1 protein-coding gene is annotated in these 293 nt (G+C 50.2%); it reads right to left on the bottom strand.

What is annotated here, in order from left to right:
• A partial coding sequence (locus tag A3750_RS04760; RefSeq protein WP_304440168.1) for a DnaB-like helicase N-terminal domain-containing protein occupies positions 1 to 293 on the bottom strand: 293 nt, incomplete at both ends.

The following is a 293-nucleotide window of genomic DNA, read 5'->3' as shown; positions in this document are numbered from 1 at the left end:
CGTGCTGCGTCCAGTAGGATTAAATGCGCTGTCAGAAATTTCGCCAGAAATCTGAATAAGTCGGCGTAAAACAGCACGTTCATGCACGATATTGGAGTAAGAGCGAACATTACTTGCACTCGGCGTTTTTTCGACCAACTCCGTTAGGTAGGCCATCCCACCGGCATTTTCGAGCTCGCCAAGCCGCTGCAACTCTTCAGAGACGGTGATGACGTCAATCGGATTTCCCTGAGTCGCAAGGCGACTCACCACACGAAACAATAGACGGTGGTCCTGACGATAGAAATCATCCT

Source organism: Oleiphilus sp. HI0079, from assembly GCF_001635105.1.
This window is presented reverse-complemented; position numbering and strand designations above follow the sequence as displayed.